The following is an 18593-nucleotide window of genomic DNA, read 5'->3' as shown; positions in this document are numbered from 1 at the left end:
CGAGAACTACTATACCCATCCCCGCCGGCGTGCGAGACGCACTGCGGCATGACGGTTCTCCGCCCCGAGCTTCGCAGCCGCCGCCGAGAGGTAGTTGCGCACCGTCCCCTGCGACAGGGATGCCCGCTCCGCGATCTCGGCGACCGGCGCTCCGTCCGCCGCCAGTTCCAGCACCTCGGCCTCGCGCGCGGTCAGTGGCGAGTCCCCGGCGGCGATCGCGTCGGCTGCCAACTCCGGGTCCACATAACGATTTCCGGCATGGACGGTACGGATGATCCCGGCCAGTTGACGGGCGCTGACGGTCTTCGGCACGAACGCCCGCACACCCGCCGCGAGGGCCCGTTTCAGGTGCCCCGGCCGGCCGTGACTGGTCACGATCATGGTTCGGCAGCCCGGAAGTTCGGCCCGTATCGATGTGGCGACGCTCACACCGTCCGCTCCCGGCATCTCCAGGTCCAGCACCGCCACATCGGGGCGGTGCGCCCGGGCCATGGCGAGCGCCTCGGGGCCGGTCGCGGCCTCCGCGACCACCACCAGATCGTCCTCCAGGGCGAGCAGCGCGGCGAGCGCGCCCCGGATCAGGTGCTCGTCGTCGGCGAGCAGCACCCGTACCGCGGTCATCGTCTTTCCTCCAGAAGGGTCGTTCGCGATACGTCAGCGGCGGCCGCATACGGGACGGTGTCGGTGGATTCCGTGCGGGCCAGCGGGATCCGCGCGCTCAGCCGGAACAGGCCGTGCTCTGCCGGGCCGGCGTCCAGCTCCCCGTCGAGTGCGCCGAGCCGTTCGCGCAGTCCGGCCAGCCCGGAGCCGCTTTCCTCGGGCGCGGTCGCAGGCGCCCCGTCGTTCTCCACATCCAGCACCACCTCATCCGCCCAGACTTCGAGCCGGATCGTGCAGCGGCGCGGATCGCCGTGCCGCAGCACATTGGTCGCGGCCTCGCGCACCACCCAGCCGAGCGCCGACTGGACGGGCCCGGCCAGTCCCGTGCCATCGCGGCCCGTCACCGCACAGTCGATGCCGGCTGCCCGCAACACCGCTTGGGCCCCGGCCAGTTCCGTGGTCAGGTCGGCCTCCCGGTAACCCCGCACGACATCACGTACCTCCTGCTGAGAGGCGCGGGCTATCCGCTGCACCTCGACCATCTGGTCCAGCGCCTCGGGCCTGCCGCGCTGCGCGAGCTCCACCGCCAGTTCGCTCTTCAGCGCGATCACGGCGAGATTGCGGCCCATCACGTCGTGCAGGTCCCGCCCGAACCGCAGCCGCTCCTCGGCGACGGCGAGCCGGGCCTGTATGTCGCGGGCCTCCTCGGCCTGCCACATCACACTCAGACTCCAGGCGCTGGGGCGTACGCAGAGCGCCACCACCAGGCAGCTGAAGAGCGTCGTCACTGCCGCTCCCACCAGCATGCGGCCCGGCTCGCCGGCCGCGCCGAGGAGTCCGGCGATCCCTGCGGCGAGGACGAGCGACTGGATCGTGAAGGTGCGGACGGGGACGAGCAGGACGTACGTGATCGTGAACGCCACCGGCGCGTTCATGACCATCAGGAGCAGGCCGTCGTTCTCCACACCGGACACCCCGGCCAGCGTTGCCAGCAGCCCCAGCCCCAGCAGCATCAGGACCAGGGGGGCGAGCAGCCGTTGCCGGGGGAAGACGCGGGTGCCGAGGTAGTGGGCGTACGACCGTCGGATGTTGCGGTTGTTCAGCAGGCACTGCCCCACGCTCACCAGCAGCAGTGCCGCGCCCAGGGCCAGCGGGAGCCTCGATCGGTGGATGTCCGACGCGAACGCGGCCAGTTGCCACGACACGGTGAAGAGCCAGGGAACCGAGGCGACCGTCAGTCGCGAGTACAGGTCGATCCGCTCCAGCTTGCTGTGCTCCTGCCAGCCGCGGCGCCAGCCACGTATGCGCATCAACACCGCACAACCTCCCTCAGCGTCGCGGATCCCAGCGGAACCACCGCTGCACAGCAAACACCGCGAGCGCTGTCCAGACCAGCCCGGTCAGCGCGGCCCCGAGCAGTTCGGTGCCGTCGGCGCTGCCGAGCCAGCCGGCCCGTACGAGCGTCATCACTCCGGTCAGCGGCAGGAACTCGCACGCCGATGCGAGCGGGTCCGGAAGGATCTCCAGCGGCACGAAGAGCCCCGAGCCCATGATCGAGAGGAAGAACAGCGGGAGGGTCGTGAGCTGAGCCGTCTGCACGGTGCGGGTGAGAACGGAGGTGGCTCCGGCCAGTGCCGTCATCAGGACCACGCCCAGCAGCAGCCCCAGGAGGAGCAGCTCGGGGCGCTCGGGTGCGTCGAGGCCGAAGAAGGCCGTTCCGGCCACGACGATCACCACGGTCTGCGCCAGGGCCAGTGCGGCCGAGGGCAGCGCGGTGCCGGTCAGGATCTCTCCGTCGGTCACCTCGCCGGTACGCAGCCGCTTCAGGACCAGTTCCTCACGCCGCGCCACATAGGCGGCGACCATGTTCATGTAGATGACCTGGAGCAGCACCATCCCGATGCCGCCGGTAAGAGCCGCTCCGGCGACGGTCAGCCCGGTCCCGCCGAGATCCACCTGTTCGAGCGTCGACTTCATCGCCACGACCATGGCGGCGGGCATCAGCAGGGCGACGAAGACGGCCGTCCTGTTGCGGAAGAGCAGCGTCAGTTCGGCCCGTCCGAGTGCGGTCAGCCTGCCCCGGACCGTCGTGGTCGAAGGTGGCTTCGTCGTGCTCCTCGCGGGGCTTGTCGCGGTCGTCATCACACAGCCACCTTTTCTTCGGTCTCCGCCGCGGACTTCGCGATATCGAGAAATGCCTCTTCGAGCGAGGCCGACCGGGCATCGAGCCCGATCAGCCGGACATCCGACTCCGCAGCCCAGCGCAGCAGTTCGGTCAGTGACTCCTGCAGCCGATGGGTACGGATCTCTATCCGCCGGCCCTCGGCCGCGGCGCGCAGCCCCAGCGGCAGCTGTCCGGCCGTGGTCCCGGCGGGCAGCTCGAACCGGATCCGGGACGGGCGGGCGGCGGTCACCTCGGTGGTGGTTCCCGCGGTCACGATCCGTCCCCGGTGCATGATCGCCAGCCGGTCGGCCAGCGCCTCGGCCTCTTCCAGGTAGTGCGTGGTGAGGAGGACGGTGATGCCGTCCTCCTTCAGCCGGCGCACCAGCTCCCAGGTGTCGCGCCGTCCCTCGGCGTCGAGGCCGGTGGTCGGCTCGTCGAGGAAGAGCACCTCTGGCCGGCCGAGGAGGGCCAGAGCCAGATCCAGTCGCCGCCGCTCACCGCCGGAGAGCTGCTTGACCCGGACCCCTGTCCGGTGTCCGAGCCCCACCAGGTCGAGTGCCTCGCCCGTCGGCCGGGCGCCGCTGGTGCAGCCCGCCCACATCCGTACGGTCTCGGCGGCCGTCAGGTCGGACGGGAAGCCGCCCTCCTGCAGCATCACCCCGATGCGGGGGCGGACCGCGGCGCGTTCGGCGTACGGATCGTGGCCGAGCACCCGTATCGTGCCGCCGTCGGGACGGGCCAGGCCCTCCAGCAGCTCGACGGTGGAGGTCTTGCCTGCGCCGTTCGTCCCGAGCAGGGCGAACAGCTCGCCGCGAGCCACGGAGAAGGAGACGCCGGTCACGGCCTCGAAGCCGCCCGCATAACTGCGCCGGACACCGGTCGCCTCGATCACGCACTCACGAGGAATATCGTCGCTGGTCATGCACTCAAGGTTTCCGTCCGGACAGGACCAAGAGCAGTGCGAGCTGTCACCGCTGCCCATGACAAACGTCATGGGTGAAGGGCGGTGAAGGGAGATGAAGGCAAGCGAAGAGGGTGAAGAGAGCGGAGAGAGCGAAGAGACAGGACCGAAAGCGAATACGACGAAGGCCCCGGTCGAAATCGACCGGGGCCTTCGATCAAGAGCGGACGACCAGGTTCGAACTGGCGACCTCAACCTTGGCAAGGTTGCGCTCTACCAACTGAGCTACGTCCGCATTGCAGCCACTCGGCTCTCACCGGTGGAGCGAGCACTACTCTACCCGATCCACCGGAGTGGTTGAGAAGAGCGATGCAGAGCGGGTGACAGGAATTGCACACTGCGCCTTCCCCCTGGAAGGGGGATGTTCTACTACTGAACTACACCCGCACGCTGCGCGAGGTTTGGCTTTGCGGCCTTGCCCCTCGGCGTGCTCCAGACTCTAGCCGACCTGCAGGGGTGTCGCGCAAGTCGGCTCCCGCGGGGTGTCGCCCGGGTGGCCGGTGGCGGGCGGTCCGGTGCCCGCCGTCCGGCCGATCGTCGCCGCCCGTCCGCTCAACTCGCTTCCTGGAACGCCTCGTAGACCTTCTTGGGGATCCGGCCCCGGGCCGGCACCTCCATCCGGTGCGAGCGTGCCCAGGCGCGGACGGCTGCCGGGTCGGGTGCGAGTGAGGTGTGCCGGTACAAGATGGGAACCTTGCCGTGCTTGGCCGCGTTTGTCTGCTTGCGGCCGGCCGCAACGTACGGCGCCAGGGTCTTGCGCAGTTTCTTTGCATTGGACGGATTGAGGTCGATCTCGTACGACTTCCCGTCCAGGGCGAAGGTGACCGTTTCCGTCGCTGCTCCCCCGTCGATGTCGTCGGAGAGCGTGACCACTACGCGCTGAGCCACGGATATCGGTCCTTTCCTACGGCGTCCGCGCCTGACATGCGCGGATGCCGGCCTTCCGGCTGTGAGCGCGGATGCGGGCCGACTGGTGTCGGCCGTTTAGGGGCAATGTTGCTTTCCCCGGTAATCATTTGTACAGCGGTGAGCACCGCATTGTGAAGCCCGCCCAATTACCTGCGCGTGTCAACCGGCTTTGCGTGCTGCTGGTGGGGATCTTTTTCGCAGGATTTTCGGCATCCGTTGTCGCGGCCGATATCTCGGCGTGATCTGGGCCGCTCGATATCTACCCGCGTAGAATTTCTGGCCAGGTAGGCTGAGTGAACCCGCGGGGGTCTGGGGAACCCCCCGGAGAAACAGCCGCACCACACCACCACACCGGGAGTGCCAGTGGCACGCGTCGTAGTCGACGTCATGCTCAAGCCCGAGATCCTCGACCCGCAGGGACAGGCTGTGCAGCGTGCGCTGCCCCGTCTCGGCTTCGAGGGAATCGCGGACGTACGTCAGGGAAAGCGTTTCGAGCTGGAGGTCGAGGGGCCGGTCGATGACGCCGCCCTCACCCGTATTCACGAGATGGCCGAGACGTTCCTCGCCAACACCGTGATCGAGGACTTCACCGTGAAGGTGGAGAAGGCCGAGGAGTCGAAGTGACTGCTCGTATCGGAGTCGTCACCTTTCCGGGCACGCTCGACGACCAGGACAGCCTTCGGGCCGTACGAGTCGCCGGCGCCGAACCTGTATCGCTGTGGCACCGCGACAAGGACCTGCACCAGGTCGACGCGGTCATCCTCGCGGGCGGCTTCTCCTACGGCGACTATCTGCGGGCCGGAGCCATCTCCCGCTTCTCGCCGGTCATGGAGACGGTGATCGAGCAGGCGAAGGCGGGCATGCCGGTTCTCGGCATCTGCAACGGCTTCCAGATCCTGACCGAGGCGCATCTGCTGCCCGGCGCGATGCTGCGCAACAACCACCTGCACTTCATCTGCCGCGACCAGAAGCTCCGTGTCGAGAACGCGGAGACCGCCTGGACCTCGGACTACTCCGCGGGCCAGGAAATCTCCGTACCGCTCAAGAACATGGACGGCCGCTACACCGCCGACGAGCACACGCTCGACGAGCTGGAGGCCGAGGGGCGCGTCGCGTTCCGCTACGTGGACGTCAACCCCAACGGCTCGCTGCGCGACATCGCCGGCATCACCAATGCCGCGGGCAACGTCGTCGGCCTGATGCCGCACCCGGAGCACGCTGTCGAGCCGCTGATCGGCACCGGCGGCACCGACGGTCTCGGTTTCTTCACCTCGATCATCAAGAAGCTGGTCAACGCATGAGCCTGGACACGGTCAAGCACGCGGCCGAAACCCCGGATGTGGAGCAGCCCTGGAAGGAGCTCGGCCTCAAGGAGGACGAGTACGCCCGGGTCCGCGAGATCCTGGGCCGCCGCCCCACCGGTGCCGAGCTCGCCATGTACTCCGTGATGTGGTCCGAGCACTGCTCCTACAAGAGCAGCAAGGTCCACCTCAAGCAGTTCGGCGAGAAGGTCCCGGAGAACGACGCGATGCTCGTCGGCATCGGCGAGAACGCCGGTGTGGTCGATGTCGGTCAGGGTTACGCGGTCACCTTCAAGGTCGAGTCGCACAACCACCCCTCGTACATCGAGCCCTACCAGGGTGCGGCCACCGGCGTCGGCGGCATCGTCCGCGACATCCTCGCCATGGGCGCCCGTCCGATCGCGGTCGTCGACCCGCTGCGCTTCGGTGCGGCCGACCACCCCGACACCCGGCGCGTCCTGCCGGGCATCGTCGCGGGCATCGGCGGCTACGGCAACTGTCTCGGCCTGCCGAACATCGGCGGCGAGGTCGTCTTCGACGCCTGCTACCAGGGCAACCCGCTCGTCAACGCCGGCTGCATCGGCGTGATGAAGCACGAGGACATCCACCTGGCCCAGGCCTCCGGCCCCGGCAACAAGGTGATCCTTTACGGTGCCCGCACCGGCGGCGACGGCATCGGCGGCGTCTCCGTGCTTGCCTCGGAGACCTTCGACGACAGCAAGCCCACCAAGCGGCCCGCCGTCCAGGTCGGCGACCCGTTCCAGGAGAAGCTCCTCATCGAGTGCACCCTGGAGATCTTCAAGGAGAAGCTCGTCGCGGGCATCCAGGACCTCGGCGGCGCCGGGCTCTCCTGTGCCACCTCCGAGCTGGCCTCGGCCGGTTCCGGCGGTATGCGCGTCGAGCTGGACACCGTGCCGCTGCGCGACTCCTCCCTCTCGCCCGAGGAAATCCTCATGAGCGAGTCGCAGGAGCGCATGTGCGCGATCGTCGAGCCGCAGCACGTGGACCGCTTCCTGGAGATCTGCGAGAAGTGGGACGTCATCGCCACCGTCATCGGTGAGGTGACCGAGGGCTCCCAGCTGGAGATCTTCTGGCACGGCGAGCAGATCGTGGACGTGCCGCCGCGGTCCGTCGCCCACGAGGGCCCGACCTACCACCGCCCGTTCGCCCGCCCGTCCTGGCAGGACGCGCTGCAGGCCGACGACGCCGGAAAGCTGGCCCGCCCGGCCAACGGCGCGGAGCTGCGCGAGCAGGTCCTGCGGCTGGTCTCCTCGCCGAACCAGGCGTCGAAGTCCTGGATCACGGACCAGTACGACCGGTTCGTGCAGGGCAACACCGTGCTCGCGATGCCCGAGGACGCCGGCATGGTCCGCATCGACGAGGAGTCCAACCTCGGTGTGGCCATGGCGACCGACGGCAACGGCCGGTACGCGAAGCTCGACCCGTACACCGGTGCGCAGCTCGCGCTGGCGGAGTCGTACCGCAACGTCGCCGCCTCCGGCGCCAAGCCGCTCGCCATCTCGGACTGCCTGAACTTCGGTTCGCCCGAGGACCCGGACGTCATGTGGCAGTTCGCCGAGGCCACCCGCGGTCTGGCGGACGGCTGCCTGGAGCTGGGCACCCCGGTCACCGGCGGCAATGTGTCGCTGTACAACCAGACCGGTGAGACGGCGATCCACCCGACGCCGGTCGTGGCCGTGCTCGGTGTGATCGACGACGTCACGCGGCGCACGCCGGTCGCCTTCAAGGAAGAGGGCCAGCTCCTCTACCTGCTGGGTGACACGCACGAGGAGTTCGGCGGCTCGGCCTGGTCCGAGGTCGTCCACCAGCACCTCGGCGGCATGCCGCCCAAGGTCGACCTGGGCCGCGAGAAGCTGCTCGGCGAGATCCTGATCTCGGCGTCCCGCGACGGCATGATCGACGCGGCGCACGACCTCTCCGACGGCGGCCTGATCCAGGCGGTCACCGAGTCCTGCCTGCGCGGCGGGAAGGGTGCCCGGCTGGTCGTGCCGGACGGACTGGACGCGTTCACGTTCCTGTTCTCCGAGTCGGCGGGACGCGCGATCGTCTCGATCCCGCGCAGCGAGGAGCTCCGGTTCAACGACATGTGCGGGGCGCGGGGTCTGCCCGTGACCCGGATCGGTGTCGTGGACGGCGAGGAGATCGAGATCCAGGGCGAGTTCAGCATTCCGCTGGACGAGCTGCGTACGGCGCACGAGGGAACGATCCCCGCGCTGCTCGCGTAGCTGCCCCGGCGGGTTCGCCCGTCACCCTTCGCGGAAGCCCCCGCACGGTCCGACCGTGCGGGGGCTTCCGCGTGGCCCGTACGGCCCGGGTTTCCGCCACGGAAGGTGCCTCTTCCATTAACATGTACTTGGTACATTACTCATCCAAGATTAACTTTCATCCTGGTACAGTGATTGCATGCTGTCTGAGGGGCTGGGCCTGCGCGAGCGCAAGAAGATCCAGACGCGACGCCGTCTGCTGGCCGAGGCCATGAGGCTCTTCGGCGACCGTGGGTTCGACCAGGTCTCGGTCGCGGAGATCGCCGAAGCGGCCGACGTGTCGAAGATGACTGTCTTCAACTACTTCGACAGCAAAGAAGATCTGGTTCTCGCTCCTCTGGAGGAGCACATCGGCGATGTCGCCCAGGTGGTACGGGACCGGGCGCCCGGCGAGTCGGTGGTGACCGGCGTGCGGCGCCAGTTCCTGGCTGCCGTCGAGAGCCGGGATCCCGCGGTCGGGATGAGCGATGCGCCGGTGGTCCTCGGGCTCCTCCAGCTCATCCAGCAGACACCGGCCCTGCTCACCCGGGCCCACGCCTTCTTTGTCCGCACCGGCGAGCTGCTCGCCGATGTCCTGGTCGACGAGGGCGAGGAGCCGGCCGTCGCGCGCATCGTGGCCGCCCAGCTGATCGGCACCCGCAACGCCCTGATCGCCGAGAACCAGCGCCGGCTGCTGGCCGGCGAAGCGGCCGACGCGATCGCGGCGGATGCCGAAGTGCTCGCCGCGCGAGGTTTCGGCCTGCTTGAGACGGGCCTGAGCGGCTTCGCGACCCGCGCCTGACCCGTTCCTGTCGAGATCGGGGCCCGTCTCCTTCCCTTCCGGGGCGGGCTCGGGGCCCGTCTCCTTCCCTGCCGGGGCGGGCTCGGGGCTGACCCGGGAATGTGCCTTGTGCCGGGCGATGACGCCGTAGGCTCCCCTCCATGCCGCCGTCCCAGAAGCCCGCCCGCCGCTACGACCCGGTCAGGACCCGCGCCGCGGTCCTGGCGCAGTTCGCCCATGTCCGGTCCGCCGTCAGCACCCTGACGTCTCAGCAGCTGAATGCGCCGAGCGGACTCGGCGCGTGGACGGTGCGTGAGCTCGCCGTCCACCTGACCATGGCGCTCTCGCATGTCAGCCGGACCCTGGAGCTCCCCGAACCGGCCCTCGCCAAGCCCGAGGTGAGCTTGCTGGAGTGGCCGTTCTCCACGGCTGGGCGGGCCGGCCGGATCGCCGATGACACTGTGGCGCTCGCCGCCGCTCACCCCGATGTGGACGCCCTGTACGCAGAGGTGGCCGACCGCTTCGAGGCGCTGGTGCCGGGCGCTCCCGAGGACCGCCTGCTGGCCACCCGGGTCGGTGCCATGCGGCTCGGGGACTTCCTGGTGACCCGCACCGTGGAGCTGGTCGTCCACACGTACGACCTCAACGAGGCGACCGGGCTCGGTATCCCGTACGACCGCCAGGCGCTCGCTGCCTGCACCCGGCTGCTTGCCGACGCCCTGGCGGAGAAGGCGCCGGGGGGCTCGGTCGAGGTGCGGGTCCCGCCCTTCGCGGTCGTCCAGTGCGTCCAGGGCCCCCGGCACACGCGCGGTACGCCGCCCAACGTGGTCGAGACCGACCCGCTCACCTGGATCGGGCTCGCCACCGGGCGTACGGAGTGGGCACAGGAACTGGACGCGGCCAAGGTCAGCGCCAGTGGTGAACGGGCTGACCTTGCCGCGCTGCTGCCCCTGATGGGGTGAACAGCGGTTCGGGCGGAGTTCAGGAGGCCTTCGGGTACGGCAGCAGGCCGGCGTCCGTCCGTTCCCAGGCTGCCCGCAGTCCGGCCAGCAGCTCCGGTTCGGCGGCGGCCCGGTCGGCCTGCTCCCGCTGGTCGTGCGCCAGGTTGAAGAGCTGATCGGCCCCACCCCTGCCCCGGTAGTACTTCCAGTCGCCGCGGCGCAGCGCACGCTCCCCGCGTACCCGCCAGAACAGGTCCCGCTCCTTCGGCTGTTCGCCCCGCAGCAGGTATCCGGCGAGGCTGATGCCGTCCAGCGGGTAGGCCGGATCGGGCCGGGCGCCACCGAGTTCCAGCAGTGTCGCCGTCCAGTCGGGCGAGAACAGCGGCAGACCGCTCACCTGGTGCGGGTCGATCCTGGCCGGCCAGCGCAGCACGGCCGGGACCCGGATGCCGCCCTCCTGGAGCGAGCTCTTGTTGCCGGAGAGCGGCCACTGGTACGAGAAGCGCTCACCGCCGTTGTCGCTGGCGAAGAACACCAGGGTGTCCTCCTCCTGGCCGGACCGCTTCAGCGCCTTCAGCACCTCGCCGACCGACCGGTCCAGATCCTCGACCATCTCCTTGTACTTGGCGACCGATCCCCCGTCGGCGTGGAACAGCCCGCCGAGGCCGCCCTCCTTGATCTTCCGTACGATCTCGGCGCTCTCCGCCGTGTCGCCCTCGGCGATCCAGGGCCAGTGCGGGGTGGTGAAGTTGAGGTTCAGCAGCCATGGCTTGTCGTGGTCGCGCTGTACGTACTCGCTCGCCCGCTCGGTGAGGATGCGGGTGTAGTACCGCAGGTCCTTGTACTCGGCATCGCCCTCGTAGAGGTCGTACTCGCCGCCGAGGCCGAGCTTCGAGTAGTACTCCAGCGCCCCGCCGAAGTTGCCGAAGAACTCGTCCCAGCCCGACTTGGTGGGGCTGTAGTCCGGCAGATAGCCGCAGTGCCACTTGCCGATCAGCGCGGTCGCGTACCCGGCACCGCGCAGCAGCGAGGCGAGGGTCGGATGGGTGGGTTCGAGACCGGCCGAGCGGTCTGCGATGGGTTCGGCGAGGCCGCCCTTCGTGCGCCCGGGGTAGCGGCCCGTGTACAGGCTGAACCGGGTCGGCGAGCAGGTCGCGGACCCGGCGTAGGCGTCGGTGAACCGCACTCCCTGCCGGCCGAGCCGGTCCAGATTCGGGGTGCGGATGTCCGGCGAACCGTAGGAGGAGAGATCGGCCCAGCCGAGGTCGTCCCCGAGGATGAAGAGGATGTTGGGACGCCGGGAGTGCCGGCCCCGGGCTGCCCGGAAAGGCTGCTCGTGTGCGGCCGTCTCCGCCGGTGCGGCGGAGGCAGGGGCGGCCGGCAGCCCCACCGCGGCGGTCGCGGCCGTGGCACCCACAGCCGTTCCGAAGGCGCGCCGGGTCAAGGAATTGCTGGAACTGGTGTTCGAGTCACGAGTAGGCATGGCTGCTCCAGGGCAGGACTCGGCCGCACGGGGCGACGAAGGCGAAAGGGCCCGTTCCGCCCGCCGACGACGGGGCGCGGAGACGGGTGCGGGTGTGGATCCGGAGGCGTACGGGACCGGTCAGGGGCCGACCGGACAGTCCGGACAGTTACGGACGTGCAAAGGGCGCAAGAGAGGCAAGAGGCGCAGGGAGCGGCGGGAGCGCAAGGGACCCAGGAGACCCACGCCCACGAGACCTACCGGGCCCGCCAGGGCCAAGGCGTACAGCGGTCACGTGGAGAAGCGGGAGATCGGGAGAACGGGAGACCGAGTGAAGAGAACAGCAGAAGCCCTCGCGCGCGCCGGTGAAATCAGGCGTGGCGACAGATGGCGCTCGAAACACGTCCCAGATCGACGTGACGGCGCTCCACGAGCGTGACCGTGTGGTCACCGAGGGGCTGCATGAGGCAGGAGCCTGCCAACGAGGCATGCGCCTGTCAACGCCGGTCTCGCACTCCGGACGGCCCCCGGCACTCTCCGGACGTTCCCCGCACCAAGCCCGCGGCTTCCCCTGACCCGCACAGGAACCTCTCCGGGCGACGCCAGAAGCCGCATACCGGTCGTCCCCGCGTGTGCCCGGTGTGAGGCTCGCCACGAAACGAGCGTTCGGCCACCCCGCGAGAGGCCGCGACGGGGGTCCTCACGGAGGGCCACGGACCGGCCCGGCCGCCCTGTGGTTCCGTGGCTGGAACCCGTAGGTAACCCGCCGTTGATCCGGGCGACGACTGCCCCGAGGCGGCTGCGGCCGGCCGTTCGCCCCCGGGCGGTGATCACTCCGCGTCACACTCCGGTACGGCTGTGGAGGGGGGTTCGGGGGCGCTTCTTCCGCAGTCCGGCGGGGCGTCCCCAATTCGGACCAGTGGTCGATCTCGCCTACACTCGGTGGCGTGCCTCGTGGTGATGGACGACTCAACCACGACCTGCTCCCCGGAGAGAAAGGCCCCCAGGACGCTTGTGGCGTCTTCGGTGTCTGGGCTCCGGGCGAAGAGGTCGCCAAGCTCACCTATTTCGGACTGTATGCCCTGCAGCACCGTGGACAGGAGTCCGCGGGCATCGCAGTGAGCAACGGGTCCCAGATCCTGGTCTTCAAGGACATGGGACTGGTCTCGCAGGTCTTCGACGAAACGTCTCTGGGATCGCTCCAGGGCCATATCGCGGTCGGTCATGCCCGTTACTCCACCACCGGTGCCTCGGTGTGGGAGAACGCGCAGCCGACGTTCCGTGCGACCGCGCACGGTTCGATCGCCCTGGGTCATAACGGCAACCTGGTCAACACGGCCCAGCTCGCCGAGATGGTCGCCGACCTTCCGCGCAAGGACGGTCGCGCCACCCAGGTCGCCGCGACCAACGACACCGACCTCGTGACCGCGCTGCTCGCCGGCCAGACCGACGACGACGGCAAGCCGCTCACCATCGAGGAAGCCGCCACCAGGGTGCTTCCCGAGGTGAAGGGCGCCTTCTCCCTCGTCTTCATGGATGAGCACACCCTCTACGCGGCCCGTGACCCGCAGGGCATCCGCCCGCTGGTCCTCGGCCGGCTGGAGCGCGGCTGGGTGGTGGCCTCCGAGTCCGCCGCCCTCGACATCTGCGGCGCCAGCTTCGTCCGCGAGATCGAGCCGGGCGAGCTCGTCGCCATCGACGAGAACGGCCTGCGCACCTCCCGCTTCGCAGAAGCGAAGCCCAAGGGCTGCGTCTTCGAGTACGTCTACCTGGCCCGCCCCGACACCGACATCGCCGGGCGCAACGTCTACCTCTCCCGGGTGGAGATGGGCCGCAAGCTGGCCGCCGAAGCCCCGGTCGAGGCCGATCTGGTCATAGCGACACCGGAGTCCGGCACCCCCGCCGCCATCGGTTACGCGGAGGCCAGCGGCATCCCGTTCGGCGCCGGACTGGTGAAGAACGCCTATGTCGGCCGTACCTTCATCCAGCCGTCCCAGACCATCCGGCAGCTCGGCATCCGCCTCAAGCTGAACCCGCTCAAGGAAGTCATCAAGGGCAAGCGGCTGGTGGTCGTCGACGACTCGATCGTCCGCGGCAACACCCAGCGCGCACTCGTCCGGATGCTCCGCGAGGCCGGCGCCGCCGAGATCCACATCCGGATCTCGTCCCCGCCGGTGAAGTGGCCCTGCTTCTTCGGTATCGACTTCGCCACCCGCGCCGAGCTGATCGCCAACGGCATGTCCGTCGACGAGATCGCCACGTCGATGGGGGCCGACTCGCTCTCGTACATCTCGCTCGACGCGATGATCGAGGCGACGACGATCGACAAGCCGAATCTGTGCCGCGCCTGCTTCGACGGCGAGTACCCGATGGAGCTTCCGGACCCGGAGCTGCTCGGCAAGCAGCTGCTGGAGACCGAGCTGGCGGCAGGCCCTGCGGCGACCGCCGCGGCCGACGCGCTGCGCCGTCCGTGACCCGGACCGCACGACAGCCCTCCCACCAGCCCCGTATTTCCACACGAAAGATCCCAGGCAATGTCTGAGACAACAGGTGCTTCCTACGCGGCAGCGGGCGTCGACATCGAGGCCGGCGACCGTGCCGTAGAGCTGATGAAGCAGTGGGTGAAGAAGACGCAGCGCCCCGAGGTCGCGGGCCTCGGCGGGCTCGGCGGCTTCGCCGGACTCTTCGACGCCTCGGCGCTCAAGCGCTACGAGCGTCCGCTGCTCGCCTCCGCCACGGACGGCGTCGGCACGAAGGTCGACCTCGCCCGTCAGATGGGCGTGTACGACACCATCGGCCACGACCTCGTCGGCATGGTCGTGGACGACCTCGTCGTCTGCGGTGCCGAGCCGCTGTTCATGACCGACTACATCTGTGTCGGCAAGGTGCATCCCGAGCGTGTCGCGGCCATCGTGAAGGGCATCGCCGAAGGCTGTGTGCTGGCAGGCTGCGCCCTGGTCGGCGGCGAGACCGCCGAACACCCCGGCCTGCTCGGCCCGGACGACTTCGATGTCGCCGGCGCCGGTACGGGTGTGGTCGAGGCCGACCGGCTGCTGGGCCCGGACCGTATTCGCAAGGGTGACGCCGTCATCGCGATGGCGTCGTCCGGTCTTCACTCCAACGGGTACTCGCTCGTCCGCCACGTCGTCTTCGACCGGGCCGGCTGGACGCTGGACCGCGAGGTCGAGGAGTTCGGCCGGACGCTCGGCGAGGAGCTCCTGGAGCCCACCAGGATCTACTCCCTGGACTGCCTGGCCCTGACCCGTACGACCGAGGTGCACGGCTTCAGCCACGTCACCGGCGGCGGACTGGCCAACAACCTGGCCCGGGTCATCCCGGACGGCCTGCACGCCACGGTGGACCGCTCCACCTGGACGCCCGGCGCGGTCTTCGACCTCGTGGGCAAGGCCGGTCAGGTCGAGCAGCTGGAACTGGAGAAGACGCTCAACATGGGCGTCGGCATGATCGCGATCGTCCCGGCCGAATCGGTGGACGCCGCGCTGACGACCCTCGCCGACCGTGGGGTCGACTCCTGGGTGGCGGGCGAGATCACCGACCGCGGTGCGCACACCACGGGCGCGGAGCTCGTGGGCACGTACGCGCGCTGAGCGCGGGAGCGGGTCCGGCGGACACGCTCAACCCCGGCGGTGGGCGAGCTGCGGGAATTCGTACGGAATGCCGGGCGGGCCGGAAGGTCCGCCCGGCATCCGGAAGCCCTGTCGGTTCCGGGCCGGGACAGCACAGAACCCGGTCCGGGACAGGCCCGGACCGGGTTGATGTGTCAGCGCGAGGTCAAGCGCCGCGGCGCTGTGACGACGGACCGGACTTGTCGTCCTCGTCCTCGTCATCGTCGTCGTTGTACTGATCCGCGTACTGTGCGTACGGGTCATCTTCCTCGTCGTCGTCCTCGAACGGCTCGGCGTTCGGTGGTTGACTCGAAGGTGATGCGCCCAGCTCATTGGCCAGACGCGACAGGTCAGTCCCGCCGCTGCTGTACTTCAGCTGACGGGCGACCTTGGTCTGCTTGGCCTTTGCCCGGCCGCGCCCCATGGCTCGACCCCCTCGGTGACGGGGCTCGACGGCCCCAGAGTCTTGACACGCGTTCATGTTTCAGGACGGACTCTCGGAAGAGAGACCGTGCCTGTAGGGCTTTAACGGTACCTGCTTCCGCGGCCATACGGTACGCCGCCCGCATCACACGCCCCGGAAGAGGACCCGCGAGGTGCTCCGTCCTCGCTGGTCAACTGCGATTTTAACCTCTTATTGGCATGCGACCCGCCGACCGGCGTGAGTCTTGTCTCGCGGTCGGCGGGTCGGCAGGCCCCGCACGGGGATGACGCCCTGTAGGGATCCCGGCACGTTCGGCCAGGGGGCCGGGGGCTCAGCTACGGCGGGCTTCGGCCATGCGCTGCTCGGCGATCCGGTCGGCGGCGGCGGCCGGCGGAATGCCGTCAGCCTTCGCGCGCGCAAAGATGGCCAGCGTCGTGTCGAAGATCTTCGACGCCTTCGCCCTGCACCGGTCGAAGTCGAAGCCGTGCAGCTCGTCCGCGACCTGGATGACACCACCCGCGTTCACCACGTAGTCGGGTGCGTAGAGGATCGAGCGGTCCGCCAGGTCCTTCTCGACGCCCGGGTGCGCGAGCTGGTTGTTGGCCGCACCGCACACCACCGAGGCGGTGAGCACCGGAACGGTGACGTCGTTCAGCGCGCCGCCGAGTGCGCACGGCGCGTAGATGTCCAGACCTTCGGTACGGATCAGCGCCTCGGTGTCGGCCACGACGGCGACCTCGGGGTGCTTCTCGGTGATCCGGCGCACGGACTCGTCCCGTACATCCGTGATCACGACCTCGGCGCCGTCCGACAGCAGGTGCTCGACGAGGTGGTGGCCCACCTTCCCGACGCCCGCGACCCCCACTTTCCGGCCACGCAGCGTCGGGTCGCCCCAGAGGTGCTGGGCGGAGGCCCGCATGCCCTGGAAGACGCCGAACGCGGTGAGCACGGAGGAGTCGCCGGCGCCGCCGTTCTCGGGGGAGCGGCCGGTGGTCCAGCGGCACTCACGGGCCACGACGTCCATGTCGGCGACGTACGTGCCGACATCGCAGGCCGTCACGTAGCGCCCGCCGAGCGAGGCCACGAAACGGCCGTAGGCCAGCAGGAGTTCCTCGGTCTTGATCTGCTCGGGGTCACCGATGATGACCGCCTTGCCGCCGCCGTGGTCGAGACCGGCCATGGCGTTCTTGTACGACATGCCGCGCGCCAGGTTCAGCGCGTCCGCGACGGCCTCCTCCTCGGAGGCGTAAGGGTAGAAGCGGGTGCCGCCGAGGGCCGGGCCCAGGGCGGTGGAGTGGATGGCGATGACGGCCTTGAGGCCGCTGGCACGGTCCTGGCAGAGCACGACTTGTTCGTGGCCCCCCTGATCCGAGTGGAACAGGGTGTGCAGGACGCCGTCGGTCACATCGGTCACTGTGGTGACTCCCAAGTACGAAGCGGCGGGAAGACCCTCCTGAAGGTGGGGAGGGCCCCGGACCGACCGGCACGGACGGTCCGACTGGGCAAGAGCGTAAGTCCTCCGGGGGCGCGGATCCGGTCCAGTGCCGTGGATCACCCACTACAGGAGTACTGGCGTGACACGATCGCTGCATGTCGGTGGTGTCTTCGGTGCTCGTCCCTTACGCGTCCTACCTCCGGGTGTACGAGCCACTGGCGGCCTTCCCGGAGGCCGAACGTGCTCATTGGGCCCGCTATGCGGGCCGCGGGCTGATTCCTACGGCCCAGGACGAACTGCGCCGTTCCCTGGCCGACTTGGTGGCGACACCGCCGGTCGGCGTGCCGGCACACGAGAGCGCCGACGCGTTCGTCGCCGAGGTGGACGGCGTGGTGTGCGTCTGCCCGTGGCGGACCCGGCTGCGCGGGTGGCTGGCGCTGGGCGGGCTGGCGGACATGTTTCCGGGTGCGGTGCTCGACGCGTTGCTGCCGCCGGTGGTGCGCGGGCAGGCCGTGGCCGACCACGAACGGTGGGCGGAGCGCAATCCGGATGCCCGGCCGTGGATCAGGACGGCGGTGTGGCAGGTCCCGGTGCGCTGGTTCGTCCTGTTCTCGGACGAGGAGCGCGAGTACCTGGAGGCGGGGGAGGACGGTGAGCCGCCCGTGCTGCGCTACCGGACGCCGATGGTCCAGGCGCGGCGCAGGCTGGCCCGGGGGCTGAAGACGCTGCGGGAGTCCATGGACGACGGTCCGCTGACCGAGGGGCTGGTGGACGTCGGGCGGTGGCTGGAGGAGTTCCATCCGCGCGCGCTCGTGGAGCTGGACTACGGCGGGCTGGTGCACGCGCTGCCGGCCGGGCAGCTTGCCGGGGACCGGAGTGCCGCGGATGTGGCGGAGGGCATCGCCGCGCTGGGTGCCGGGGACGCCGAGGGGGCGAGCGAGGCGTATGCCCGTCTTGCGGAGCGCTGGAGGGCCGTGAGGGACCGCCAGTTCGCGAACTGACGATCCATGAACCTGTGACCCGTGTGACACGTGAGAGTGAAGAGGCGGAACCGTACCTCAGTGGCGTCGGGACCTACGTCCCGAACCGGGCCTTTGCCTCAAGCGTGATGGATAGCACTTACGGGGCCCTTGCGTCCTTCCCTACTCCTCGTGCCAAAATAGGACAAGGAGTCCGGGGAGGGCTCCATTCGCCCAAGTGTGGGCGGAACGCTCAGCATTGCACTCTATGGGGGGTCTGATGACTCCTGATCGCTCTGTGACTGATCGTCACGGTGGTGTGACTGTCCGCTATGGCATGGTCCATCGGCTTCCGTCGCTGATGAACACCTGGGAGGGCAATTCCATCGGTTTGGCCGACGTGGCTGGACGGATGGTGTAGTTGTAGTGCCGAGGACAAGCCGTTCGTCCTATAACCGACTCGGCCCGCGTCCGCCATTTCGGGCAACGCGGGTCAAGGTGCAGAATTTAGAGGAAAGAACCGAGATGGTTCGGTTCTCCCGAGGAGGCCGCTCATGACCGCTCGCACCCCTGATGCCGAGCCGCTGCTGACCCCGGCTGAGGTTGCCACGATGTTCCGCGTGGACCCGAAGACGGTTACCCGTTGGGCCAAGGCAGGCAAGCTCACGTCCATCCGCACGCTCGGTGGACATCGCCGGTACCGCGAGGCAGAGGTCCGCGCACTGCTTGCGGGTATTCCGCAGCAGCGCAGCGAGGCCTGACATAC

The 18593-nt window shown here is 69.2% G+C and carries 18 protein-coding genes and 2 tRNA genes; 9 read left to right on the top strand and 11 right to left on the bottom strand.

The window, feature by feature from the left end:
• Nucleotides 1-9: 9 nt before the first annotated feature.
• The 7 genes from OG912_RS15725 to OG912_RS15695 form a co-directional block, all read right to left on the bottom strand.
• On the bottom strand, nucleotides 10-621 hold the full coding sequence (locus tag OG912_RS15725) for a response regulator transcription factor (protein WP_326737536.1): 612 nt from the start codon (nucleotides 619-621) through the stop codon (nucleotides 10-12).
• Entirely contained in the window at nucleotides 618-1910 is a 1293-nt protein-coding gene (locus OG912_RS15720) for a sensor histidine kinase (RefSeq protein ID WP_327713448.1), read from the bottom strand. Before OG912_RS15720 ends, OG912_RS15725 begins: the two co-directional genes overlap by 4 nt.
• A gap of 19 nt (nucleotides 1911-1929) precedes the next feature.
• Nucleotides 1930-2742: an ABC transporter permease gene (locus OG912_RS15715; RefSeq protein ID WP_327709874.1), complete on the bottom strand. Its 813-nt coding sequence runs from the start codon at nucleotides 2740-2742 to the stop codon at nucleotides 1930-1932.
• On the bottom strand, nucleotides 2742-3686 hold the full coding sequence (locus OG912_RS15710; protein ID WP_327709873.1) for an ABC transporter ATP-binding protein: 945 nt from the start codon (nucleotides 3684-3686) through the stop codon (nucleotides 2742-2744). Before OG912_RS15710 ends, OG912_RS15715 begins: the two co-directional genes overlap by 1 nt.
• A 201-nt stretch (nucleotides 3687-3887) precedes the next feature.
• A tRNA-Gly gene (locus OG912_RS15705) sits at nucleotides 3888-3960 on the bottom strand.
• Between the two features lie 80 nt (nucleotides 3961-4040).
• A tRNA-Gly gene (locus OG912_RS15700) sits at nucleotides 4041-4112 on the bottom strand.
• Between the two features lie 165 nt (nucleotides 4113-4277).
• Nucleotides 4278-4613, bottom strand: coding sequence for a histone-like nucleoid-structuring protein Lsr2 (locus OG912_RS15695; RefSeq protein ID WP_326737539.1), 336 nt, complete (start codon nucleotides 4611-4613; stop codon nucleotides 4278-4280).
• Between the two features lie 384 nt (nucleotides 4614-4997).
• Here OG912_RS15695 and purS point away from each other — a divergent pair, with 384 nt between their 5' ends.
• The 5 genes from purS to OG912_RS15670 all read left to right on the top strand — a co-directional run bounded on the left by purS (nucleotide 4998) and on the right by OG912_RS15670 (nucleotide 9942).
• Nucleotides 4998-5258 carry a phosphoribosylformylglycinamidine synthase subunit PurS gene (purS, locus tag OG912_RS15690; protein ID WP_030929711.1) on the top strand — a complete coding sequence of 87 codons (261 nt, stop codon included), beginning with the start codon at nucleotides 4998-5000 and terminating at the stop codon, nucleotides 5256-5258.
• On the top strand, nucleotides 5255-5935 hold the full coding sequence (purQ, locus tag OG912_RS15685) for a phosphoribosylformylglycinamidine synthase subunit PurQ (RefSeq protein ID WP_326737540.1): 681 nt from the start codon (nucleotides 5255-5257) through the stop codon (nucleotides 5933-5935). Before purS ends, purQ begins: the two co-directional genes overlap by 4 nt.
• A complete protein-coding gene (gene purL, locus OG912_RS15680; protein ID WP_327709872.1) occupies nucleotides 5932-8181 on the top strand; it encodes a phosphoribosylformylglycinamidine synthase subunit PurL in 2250 nt (749 codons plus the stop codon). Before purQ ends, purL begins: the two co-directional genes overlap by 4 nt.
• Before the next feature lie 181 nt (nucleotides 8182-8362).
• Nucleotides 8363-9001, top strand: coding sequence for a TetR/AcrR family transcriptional regulator (locus tag OG912_RS15675; RefSeq protein ID WP_327713447.1), 639 nt, complete (start codon nucleotides 8363-8365; stop codon nucleotides 8999-9001).
• 140 nt (nucleotides 9002-9141) lie between these two features.
• A complete protein-coding gene (locus tag OG912_RS15670) occupies nucleotides 9142-9942 on the top strand; it encodes a maleylpyruvate isomerase family mycothiol-dependent enzyme (RefSeq protein WP_327709871.1) in 801 nt (266 codons plus the stop codon).
• A 19-nt stretch (nucleotides 9943-9961) separates the two neighbouring features.
• On the opposite strand, the gene OG912_RS15665 is transcribed toward OG912_RS15670, so the two are convergent.
• Nucleotides 9962-11404 carry a sulfatase family protein gene (locus OG912_RS15665; protein WP_327709870.1) on the bottom strand — a complete coding sequence of 481 codons (1443 nt, stop codon included), beginning with the start codon at nucleotides 11402-11404 and terminating at the stop codon, nucleotides 9962-9964.
• A 350-nt stretch (nucleotides 11405-11754) separates the two neighbouring features.
• The gene (locus OG912_RS40060; protein WP_398965465.1) at nucleotides 11755-11847 is read right to left on the bottom strand and encodes a putative leader peptide; all 93 of its coding nucleotides are present in this window, start codon (nucleotides 11845-11847) and stop codon (nucleotides 11755-11757) included.
• Nucleotides 11848-12330: 483 nt separating this feature from the next.
• Here OG912_RS40060 and purF point away from each other — a divergent pair, with 483 nt between their 5' ends.
• A complete protein-coding gene (gene purF / locus OG912_RS15660; protein WP_326737545.1) occupies nucleotides 12331-13857 on the top strand; it encodes an amidophosphoribosyltransferase in 1527 nt (508 codons plus the stop codon).
• 60 nt (nucleotides 13858-13917) lie between these two features.
• Complete coding sequence (gene purM, locus OG912_RS15655) at nucleotides 13918-14991, top strand: phosphoribosylformylglycinamidine cyclo-ligase (RefSeq protein WP_326737546.1); 1074 nt, start codon at nucleotides 13918-13920, stop codon at nucleotides 14989-14991.
• Between the two features lie 184 nt (nucleotides 14992-15175).
• Here purM and OG912_RS15650 read toward each other — a convergent pair whose 3' ends face one another.
• Nucleotides 15176-15433 carry a DUF3073 domain-containing protein gene (locus OG912_RS15650; protein ID WP_327709869.1) on the bottom strand — a complete coding sequence of 86 codons (258 nt, stop codon included), beginning with the start codon at nucleotides 15431-15433 and terminating at the stop codon, nucleotides 15176-15178.
• Nucleotides 15434-15764: 331 nt separating this feature from the next.
• The gene (locus OG912_RS15645) at nucleotides 15765-16847 is read right to left on the bottom strand and encodes a Leu/Phe/Val dehydrogenase (protein ID WP_326737548.1); all 1083 of its coding nucleotides are present in this window, start codon (nucleotides 16845-16847) and stop codon (nucleotides 15765-15767) included.
• Between the two features lie 176 nt (nucleotides 16848-17023).
• Between OG912_RS15645 and OG912_RS15640 the strand changes: the two genes are divergently transcribed.
• Together OG912_RS15640 and bldC are read left to right on the top strand one after the other, a co-directional pair.
• A complete protein-coding gene (locus tag OG912_RS15640; RefSeq protein ID WP_327709868.1) occupies nucleotides 17024-17869 on the top strand; it encodes a hypothetical protein in 846 nt (281 codons plus the stop codon).
• Nucleotides 17870-18381: 512 nt separating this feature from the next.
• Complete coding sequence (gene bldC / locus OG912_RS15635; RefSeq protein ID WP_003949541.1) at nucleotides 18382-18588, top strand: developmental transcriptional regulator BldC; 207 nt, start codon at nucleotides 18382-18384, stop codon at nucleotides 18586-18588.
• Nucleotides 18589-18593 lie beyond the last annotated feature (5 nt).

Source organism: Streptomyces sp. NBC_00464 (assembly GCF_036013915.1).
GTDB lineage: Bacteria > Actinomycetota > Actinomycetes > Streptomycetales > Streptomycetaceae > Streptomyces.
Note: the sequence above shows the minus strand (reverse complement) of the source record. Positions and strands in the feature narration are given on the sequence as shown.

Coding starts and splice junctions, on each gene's coding strand:
- OG912_RS15725 (WP_326737536.1), bottom strand. CDS start 621: ATGACCGCGGTACGGGTGCTGCTCGCCGACGACGAGCACCTGATCCGG.
- OG912_RS15720 (WP_327713448.1), bottom strand. CDS start 1,910: ATGCGCATACGTGGCTGGCGCCGCGGCTGGCAGGAGCACAGCAAGCTG.
- OG912_RS15715 (WP_327709874.1), bottom strand. CDS start 2,742: ATGACGACCGCGACAAGCCCCGCGAGGAGCACGACGAAGCCACCTTCG.
- OG912_RS15710 (WP_327709873.1), bottom strand. CDS start 3,686: ATGACCAGCGACGATATTCCTCGTGAGTGCGTGATCGAGGCGACCGGT.
- purL (WP_327709872.1), top strand. CDS start 5,932: ATGAGCCTGGACACGGTCAAGCACGCGGCCGAAACCCCGGATGTGGAG.
- OG912_RS15670 (WP_327709871.1), top strand. CDS start 9,142: ATGCCGCCGTCCCAGAAGCCCGCCCGCCGCTACGACCCGGTCAGGACC.
- OG912_RS15665 (WP_327709870.1), bottom strand. CDS start 11,404: ATGCCTACTCGTGACTCGAACACCAGTTCCAGCAATTCCTTGACCCGG.
- OG912_RS40060 (WP_398965465.1), bottom strand. CDS start 11,847: ATGCAGCCCCTCGGTGACCACACGGTCACGCTCGTGGAGCGCCGTCAC.
- purM (WP_326737546.1), top strand. CDS start 13,918: ATGTCTGAGACAACAGGTGCTTCCTACGCGGCAGCGGGCGTCGACATC.
- OG912_RS15650 (WP_327709869.1), bottom strand. CDS start 15,433: ATGGGGCGCGGCCGGGCAAAGGCCAAGCAGACCAAGGTCGCCCGTCAG.
- OG912_RS15640 (WP_327709868.1), top strand. CDS start 17,024: ATGTCGGTGGTGTCTTCGGTGCTCGTCCCTTACGCGTCCTACCTCCGG.
- bldC (WP_003949541.1), top strand. CDS start 18,382: ATGACCGCTCGCACCCCTGATGCCGAGCCGCTGCTGACCCCGGCTGAG.